The organism is Arthrobacter sp. P1_A5, from assembly GCF_056406825.1.
In genome coordinates, this window is the sequence record NZ_JBFTZL010000172.1 from 1 (window position 1) to 7,883 (window position 7,883).

Genomic DNA, 7,883 nt, shown 5'->3' on the forward strand with positions numbered 1-7,883 from the left:
GATGGGCCCTGGACCGGGGAAGTGGCCCCGTCCATGCTCGCGGAACTCGGCGTCCGGYTCGTGGAGGTCGGCCATGCCGAACGCCGGCGGCACTTCAACGAGGACGACGCCATGATCACCCGCAAGGTCCGGGCCGCGGACGACGCCGGGCTCGCCGCGCTGCTGTGCGTGGGGGAGCGCGACGGCGGGCAGCCGGCGGCTGCGGCGGACTTTGTGTTCCGCCAGATCGAGTCGGCCGTCGACGGCGACTGGGACCTCGCCGGCCGCCTGGTGGTGGCGTACGAACCGGTCTGGGCCATCGGCGCGACCGAGCCGGCCGCCGCCGCCTACGTGTCCGACGTCGTCAGCCGGCTCCGGGACCAGCTCACCGCCGCCGGCGTGCCAGGGTTGCCGGTCATTTACGGCGGATCGGCCAAACCGGGTCTGCTGCCCACGCTTGAGGGTCTCTCGGGCCTGTTCCTGGGCCGGTTTGCACACGACTCGGTGAATTTCGGCACGGTGCTCGATGAGGCGCTCGTGCTGGCCGAAGGCCTCCTCGCGACCGACCCCGCCACCGTGGGACATGTCCAGCCCTGACCGCGGGCGACGGGCATGATGCCTAGATCTCCCTTGGTCGAGGCCAAGAATGAGCATGTCCCCTAGGGGTGGCCGCCGGGGAATGGGCATGTTCCGTGGGGTGGGTGGCGAAGAGTGGACATGTCCGGGCCTGACCGCGGGCGACGGGTATGATGCCTAGATGTCCCTTGGTGGAGGGGAAGAATGAGCATGTCCCCTGGGATGGCTGGCGAAGAATGGGCATGTCCCCTGGGGTGGCTGGCGAAGAATGGGCATGTCCCGTGGGGTGGCTGGCGAAGAGTGGACATGTCCGGCTCTGACCGCGTGCGACGGGCATGATGCCTAGATGTCCGTTGGTCGAGGGGAAGAATGGGCATGTCCCGTGGAGTGGCTTGGCGAAGAGTGGACATGTCCGGCTCTGACCGCGTGCGACGGGCATGATGCCTAGATGTCCGTTGGTCGAGGCGAAGAATGGGCATGTCCCTCGTCGGAGGGTGCGGGCAAGCGAAGAATGAGCATGTCCCGCTTCTGGGCTAGGACAGCTACGCGCTGACCGACCTCTGGCACAGGCCGATGAAGCCGCCCAGCTGTTCCATGCCCTCCGGATGCGTGGGGAGGTAGTTGGTCAGTTCGGGCGCGCGGACGATCACGGCACGCCATTGGCCGCGGGACACCGCCACATTGATCCGGTTCCGCGAGAGCAGGAATTCCATGCCCCGCGGAGCCTCGGCCACCGCAGAACATGCCATGGACACAATCACGACCGCGGCCTCCTGGCCCTGGAACTTATCCACGGTCCCCACCCGCACGCCGGCGAGATTCGCGGCGTCCAAGGAATCGCGGATGACATTGACCTGGGCGTTGTAGGCGGCCACCACCAGAATGTCGGACGCTTCCAATGGCCGGGCTCCGTCTGCGGTGTGCCAGGAAAGGCCCAGATGGCGGCGCACCTGCCCGACGACCTCGGTAGCCTCCTCGGCCGACGACGTCGTGTTCCCGCTGTGTGGCACCATCACCGTCTCAATCCCCGCGGGCACACCCTCCAGACGGCGCAGATCCGCGGATGGGGCGGAACGCAACCGGCCCTCGTAGGACAACTCCGAGACGGCCAGGCACAGCTCGGAGGTCATCCGCCACGAGTCGGCCAGGAAGTAGCCAAGCTCGGGCGGCAGCGTGGCGTGGCCTGCGGAAATCCAGCCCAGGGCCGACTCGTCGACCGGCTCCGGGTGCCTGCCCTGGCTGACCTGCGGCAGCTGCTGCGGGTCGCCGAGCAAGAGCAGTCGGCTGCTGGCCTGCGCCACGGCAAGGGTGTTGGCCAGCGAGAACTGGCCGGCCTCGTCGATCACCAGGAGGTCCAGGGAGCCGACCGGGACGGTGGCGCCGGTCATGGTCCACGCCGTGCCACCGACGAGGGCGCCTCCAGGCGCACCCAGCAGCTCCGCAACGTCCTTGCCGGTGCGCCGGGCCCACGGCAGGGCGTCGTTGTGCTTCACGTCTTTGGCCACCAGCGCCGGGTCGACCCCAGCCTTCGTGACAGCGGTCTTCAGCAGGTTCTCCACCACCGCGTGCGACTGGCCGACGACGCCGACTTTCCAGCCGCGGGCCACGAGCCGGGCGATGACGTGGGACCCCACATGGGTCTTGCCCGTTCCGGGGGGACCCTGCACCGCCAGGTAGGAGTGGTCAAGGGCCAGCACAGCCGCCGTGATGGCTTCAATGAAGCGGTCCGGTCCGGCGCCAGGCTGCGGCAGTGAAGCTCCGGCGGCCAGCCTCGGCGGCTGACGCCGGACGAGGTCAAGCGCAGGATGGCGGGGGAGGGAACCGGACCCCAGGCCGGCGACCACCGTGTCAGCGAGGGCTGCCAGTGCTTGCTCGAGGCTCTTGGTCGCGAGGGGCTGGTCTTCCGTCAGCGCAATGGGGAGGTCCTTGTAGGGCGGTATCTTCCGGTGCAGCCGGTCCCGGATGATGACGGTGTCCTTGCCGTCCTCATGCCCCAGCTCCAGGACCTCCGTGCCGAACCATCCGCTCCGTCCGGTTCCGTTCTTGCCGGTACCTTCCAGCCCGGCGGGAAGAGGCAGTTCGTACATGCGGAACCACTTGCTGCCCTCGCGGAGGTCCGACCCGGGACTCACGGAGCCGGACAGCTTGACCCGCCGTTCCGGAAGTTTGGTCCCCGTCTGTTGCCAGTCGTCGAGGAGTTCCGCGGATTCGACGAGGAAAACGTTCCGGTCCCGTTCGTGCGTGTCCGGACCGTGCTCGCACCGGTCGAAGTGCGCCCACCAGAACGACTTGCGCTCCCGGCGGTGGTAGCTCACGGCCGCGGCCAGCATGGCGACGGCCTTACGGTCGTCCTCGGACAAGCCGCTGCCCGGCTCAGCAAATTCCATCAGTGCCAGCTCAGCCGGGGCCAGCGAGGCATCGGATCGTGCCGAGCCGACGTCGGGGCCGTCCTCCGAGCCGGACGCCGCGCCCGGCTCCGCGCCGCGCGGCTCCAGCCGGCGTTCCTTGGCCAGCCCGAGCAGCCAGTTCCGGAGCTCCAGCGTGGAGAGGCAGTCGTATTCGTTGTAGTCGGAGATCCCGGCGAGGATTGTGGCCGCTTCGTCGGGCCGCTCATTGTCCCTCGCGTCGCAGAACCGTGCATAGGCAATCACGGAGGCGCCGGCGTCCTTCACTTCGCCAGTTCGAAGGTTCACCCCCATGTAGAGCGGCTCGAGCTTCTTGATGCTGTAAGAGTTTTCGGAGATCCTGATGCTGTTGCGGACCGTTTGGTACAGGTCCACCAGCAGGCCTTCGCGGAGCCACTCGTCCACGATGTCCTCCCCGGCAACGTGCATCACCGAGAGTTTTCGAAGCGCCGTTGTTTCATACGGTGCGTAGTGGTAGACGTGCATGTCCGGGTGGTCCCGCCGGCGTTTCTCGACATAGTCAAGGAAGTCCAGGAACGCCTGCTTCTCCGCCTCCCGGCTGTGGGCCCAGAATGGCCGAAAAATCCCCGGACTGCCGGGCTCGGTGGGCGCCTCGATCACGCCGAACAGGTACTCGAGCCCCCACACTCCCGTGGCGCGGTCCTGCCACAGCGGATCGCCCTCGAAGTCGAAGAAAATATCGCCCCGGCTCGGTGGGGGCAGCTCGGCCAGGGTGTTCCCGGGCAGGACGCCGTAGCGGATGGTGTGCTCTTCGCCGTCCTTGCGGTAGCAGACTTCTCCGTCGGCAGGGCCAACGCCGCTCTGCATCCGCGCCTGTTCCTGCAGGCGCAGGAGCGTAGGTGTGGGCTTGGTGAGGGTCGCTTGCGCCAGGTCAGTGACTGAACTAATCCCACGTTCGTGGAGGTTCTTGCGCTGCACGGAGTTCATCCGGGCCACGAGGAGGAGATCGTCGGTGGCTTTGACTTGCTCCTGGCAGTAATCGCAGCGGCCACAGGCGGTCAGCCCGGGCGCGCCCCACTCCACTGGTCCCGGCTGTGCGATGTGCGCGGCGGTCAGCGCGAGGAAACGCTCGCGGCGCTCTCGGAAAACCGGCAGGATTTCGGAGAGTTTGTGGTGGCTTCGCACGTAGTCGAATCCGCCGCCGGGCAGCTGCACTGTCGAGCCAAGGACGAGGGTCACTGCCGGGTCCACCGGGATCCCGGCCTTCAGCAGCTGGTCGCCGTAGGCGGCCAGCTGGAGCAGGGCCGTCACCTTTGCGTGGCGGGCGAGCTTGGTGTCGAACACGGCGTAGCTGCCGTCGGACTGCCGCACGAGGAAGTCGGAGCGGCCGTGGAACTGGCCGTCGAAGAAGGCGGCCTGGAAGACGACGTCGGCTCCCGCGCGCAGCGCCCCAATGGACTCGGCGTGCTTGACCGCCAGCGTGGCGCGGTCCATGGCCTCGGCCGGGACGACGTCGTACACGCCGTGCCCGGTGGCCGGATCCCAGTCGCCAAACTCCGCAACGAAACCGCCGAGGACCTTGCGCTCGTGGAGGTCACCCAAAACCGCTGCATGCTTGAGCATCTCGTCGTCTTCGAACGTAGCTCGGGGGGACCGGCCCAGCTTCTCGTCGAGTTTCCGCAGCAGCTGATACTCGCAACTCGCTGCCACCACGAGGTCGCTGGCGGAGTAGATCAGGTCCGGTAATGAGCCCGGTACCTCAGGTTCAAGAAAAAACACTGTGCCCCCGTTGTTGGTGCCCCGTTGTTGGTGCCCTCCGCTATTCAAGCTATCAAAGCCCTCTGACACTTAAACATGGGACAGGAACCAGGCAAGGGCCTCTGGTTCCTGTCGTAGGACCGGCGTAGGGTCTGAGGATTATGACGGAACAACAACCGTATGAGCTGGTCCAGCGCTACGCGCACTTCGAGCTGCGCCGCTATCCGGCGTACGCTGTGGCGGAAATAGAGGTCAATGCGACCTTCGACCGCGCCGGGAATGCCGCCTTCCGGCACCTGTTCAACTACATCAGCGGCAGCAACACAGCGCAACGGAAGCTGGCGATGACGGCCCCGGTGATCCAGGAACCTGGGTCGTCGCAAAAGCTGGCGATGACCGCTCCGGTACTGCAAAGCGGACCGCTCCCGGGAAGCGCAGAGCCCGCTGATTTCATCGTCGCCTTCGTGCTCCCCGCCGGGGTGACAGCGGAGACGGCGCCGGTCCCGGCCAACCCCGACGTCAGAGTCCGGACCCTGCCGGGTTCTTTGGCAGCCGCTCTTCGGTTCTCGGGCAGCGGGTCGGAGGCGGCCTTTCTACGGCGAAACGAAGGCCTTCAAGAGGCACTCAGGCTGGCCGGGCTGAAGGGTGTTGGGCCGCCACGATTCGCCCGTTTTGATCCGCCGTTCAAGCCGTGGTTCCTGCGCCGCAACGAGGTTGTTCAGGACGTGCAGGAGCCCCTTCCGTCTTCAGGCGAGCCCGGCCGCTGACCGGGGTAGGGCAAAATGGTTTGGTGACCCAACACCCGCAGCTACCCGTCAACCCCGCCTCGCCCGCCTCCGGCCCGTCCGCGAAGGCCGGCTCAGCACAGACCGGCATGCCGCATTCCCAGGAGTCCGGCATCGCCGCCCAGATCGCCGGCGAGCTCGGCGTCCTGCCGTGGCAGGTCAAGGCCGCCGTGGATCTGCTCGATGCCGGCTCCACCGTGCCCTTCATCGCCCGCTACCGGAAGGAAGCGACCGGCACCCTGGACGATACCCAGCTCCGCGAGCTGGAGGAACGGCTGCGCTACCTGCGCGAGCTCGAAGACCGGCGCCGGAGTGTCCTCGAGGCGATTGCCGCCCAGGGTGCGCTGACACCCGAACTGCAGGCCGCCGTCGTCGGCGCGGACACGAAGTCGCGGCTGGAGGACATCTACCTCCCGTTCAAAACCAAGCGGCGCACCAAGGCGCAGATCGCCCGCGAAGCCGGACTGGAGCCGCTCGCCGACGCCCTGCTCAAGCGCCCCGAACTGGACCCGGAGCGCGAGGCGGCCAAGTACCTCAACGCCGAATACTCGATCGGGGACCCCGCCGTGGCGCTCGCCGGTGCCCGCTCCATCCTGGTGGAACGCGTTGCGCAGGACGCCGACCTGGCCGCCACGCTCCGGGAACGGCTGTGGACCCAGGGCCGGATGGTGTCCCGGGTGAAGAAAGGCAAGGAAGCCGAGGGCCAGAAATTCAAGGACTACTTCGAGTTCTCCCAGCAGCCGGCCGGGATGCCCTCGCACCGTGTCCTGGCGCTGCTGCGCGGAGAAAAGGACGGCGCGCTGGAGCTGGATCTCGCCGAGGCTGATCCGAACGACGACGCCGCCCTCACCGCCGCGCGCGGCCGGTACGAGGCGGCCGTGGCCAGGTTCCTCGGGGTCGCCGACCGCGGCCGGGCCGCCGATGCCTGGCTGTTGCAGACCGCGCAGCTGGCCTGGCGCTCGCGCGTCCTGGCGCGGCTGACGGCGGACCTGCGCAGCCGGATGTTCGCCGCCGCCGAGGACGAGGCCGTGCGTGTGTTCGCCGCGAACCTGCGCGATGTGCTGCTCGCCGCGCCGGCCGGGAACCGTGCCACCCTGGGCCTGGACCCGGGACTGCGCACCGGCGTCAAGGTCGCCGTGGTGGATGGAACCGGCAAGGTGGTCGCAACGGACACCGTCTACCCGCACGCCCCGGCCCGGAAATGGGACGAGKCGCTGCGGACCCTCGTGGGCCTCGCCACGAAGCACGGGGTCGAACTCGTCGCGATCGGCAACGGCACCGCGTCGAGGGAGACGGACAAGCTCGCCGCCGAACTGCTGAAACAGCTCTCCTCCGGGTCAGAAAACAAGCCGCAGAAAATTGTGGTGTCCGAGGCCGGGGCGTCGGTGTATTCGGCGTCGGCGCTCGCCGCGGCGGAGCTGCCCGGCATGGACGTGTCCCTGCGCGGCGCCGTCTCGATCGCCCGGCGGCTGCAGGACCCGCTCGCGGAGCTGGTGAAGATTGAGCCGAAGTCGATCGGCGTCGGGCAGTACCAGCACGACGTCACGGCCGCGAAGCTGGACCGCAGCCTGGACGCGGTGGTCGAGGACTGCGTGAACGCGGTGGGCGTGGACGTCAACACTGCCTCGCCCGCACTGCTGAGCCGGGTGGCAGGGGTCGGGCCGCTGCTGAGCGAGAACATTGTGGCGTACCGGAACGAGCACGGGCCCTTCAACAAGCGCAGCGAGCTGAAGAAGGTCCCGCGGCTGGGCGCCAAGGCGTTTGAGCAGTGCGCCGGCTTCCTGCGGATCACCGGGGGAGCGGAGCCGCTGGACGCTTCCAGCGTGCACCCGGAGGCCTACCCCGTGGCCCGGAAAATCAAGGCGGCCGCCGGTAAAGCGCCCGCTGCGGGAAGCTTTGCGGCGCTGAACCCGCAGGACTTCGTCGACGGCTCCTTCGGCCTGCCCACCGTGCAGGACATCATCGCCGAGCTTGAGAAGCCCGGCCGTGACCCGCGTCCGGCCTTCGCGGCGGCAGCGTTTTCTGAAGGCATCGAAAAGATCTCGGACCTCAGGCCCGGCATGGTACTGGAGGGAACGGTGACCAACGTGGCCGCGTTCGGCGCGTTCGTCGACGTCGGGGTGCACCAGGACGGGCTCGTGCACGTGTCGGCCCTGGCAAACCGCTTTGTCTCCGATCCCCGTGAGGTGGTGAAGTCCGGGCAGGTGGTCCGGGTCAAGGTGCTGGAGGCGGATCCGGAGCGGAAGCGCATCTCGCTCACCCTCAGGCTCGACGACGAACCGGCCTCCGGCGGCCGTGCGGCGGGCGGCCGCACTGCCGGAGACCGCCCGGCTGGCGGTCGTGCGGACTCGCGGCCGGAACGTCCGCGGCAGGCGACGTCGCAGCCGGCGTCGCAAGCGCCGTCGACCCAGCCGTCGAC

The 7,883-nt window shown here is 68.2% G+C and carries 4 protein-coding genes; 3 read left to right on the forward strand and 1 reads right to left on the reverse strand.

The window, feature by feature from the left end; translation table 11 throughout:
- On the forward strand, positions 1 to 576 hold a 576-nt coding region (locus tag AC1D1S_RS17345), incomplete at its 5' end, for a triose-phosphate isomerase (RefSeq protein ID WP_476995032.1).
- A 521-nt stretch (positions 577 to 1,097) separates the two neighbouring features.
- On the opposite strand, the gene AC1D1S_RS17350 is transcribed toward AC1D1S_RS17345, so the two are convergent.
- Positions 1,098 to 4,700, reverse strand: a complete 3,603-nt coding sequence (locus tag AC1D1S_RS17350; protein WP_476995033.1) for a TM0106 family RecB-like putative nuclease — start codon at positions 4,698 to 4,700, stop codon at positions 1,098 to 1,100.
- Between the two features lie 140 nt (positions 4,701 to 4,840).
- Here AC1D1S_RS17350 and AC1D1S_RS17355 point away from each other — a divergent pair, with 140 nt between their 5' ends.
- Complete coding sequence (locus AC1D1S_RS17355) at positions 4,841 to 5,446, forward strand: SOUL family heme-binding protein (RefSeq protein WP_476943270.1); 606 nt, start codon at positions 4,841 to 4,843, stop codon at positions 5,444 to 5,446.
- Between the two features lie 107 nt (positions 5,447 to 5,553).
- A partial coding sequence (locus AC1D1S_RS17360) for a Tex family protein (RefSeq protein ID WP_476995034.1) occupies positions 5,554 to 7,883 on the forward strand: 2,330 nt, incomplete at its 3' end.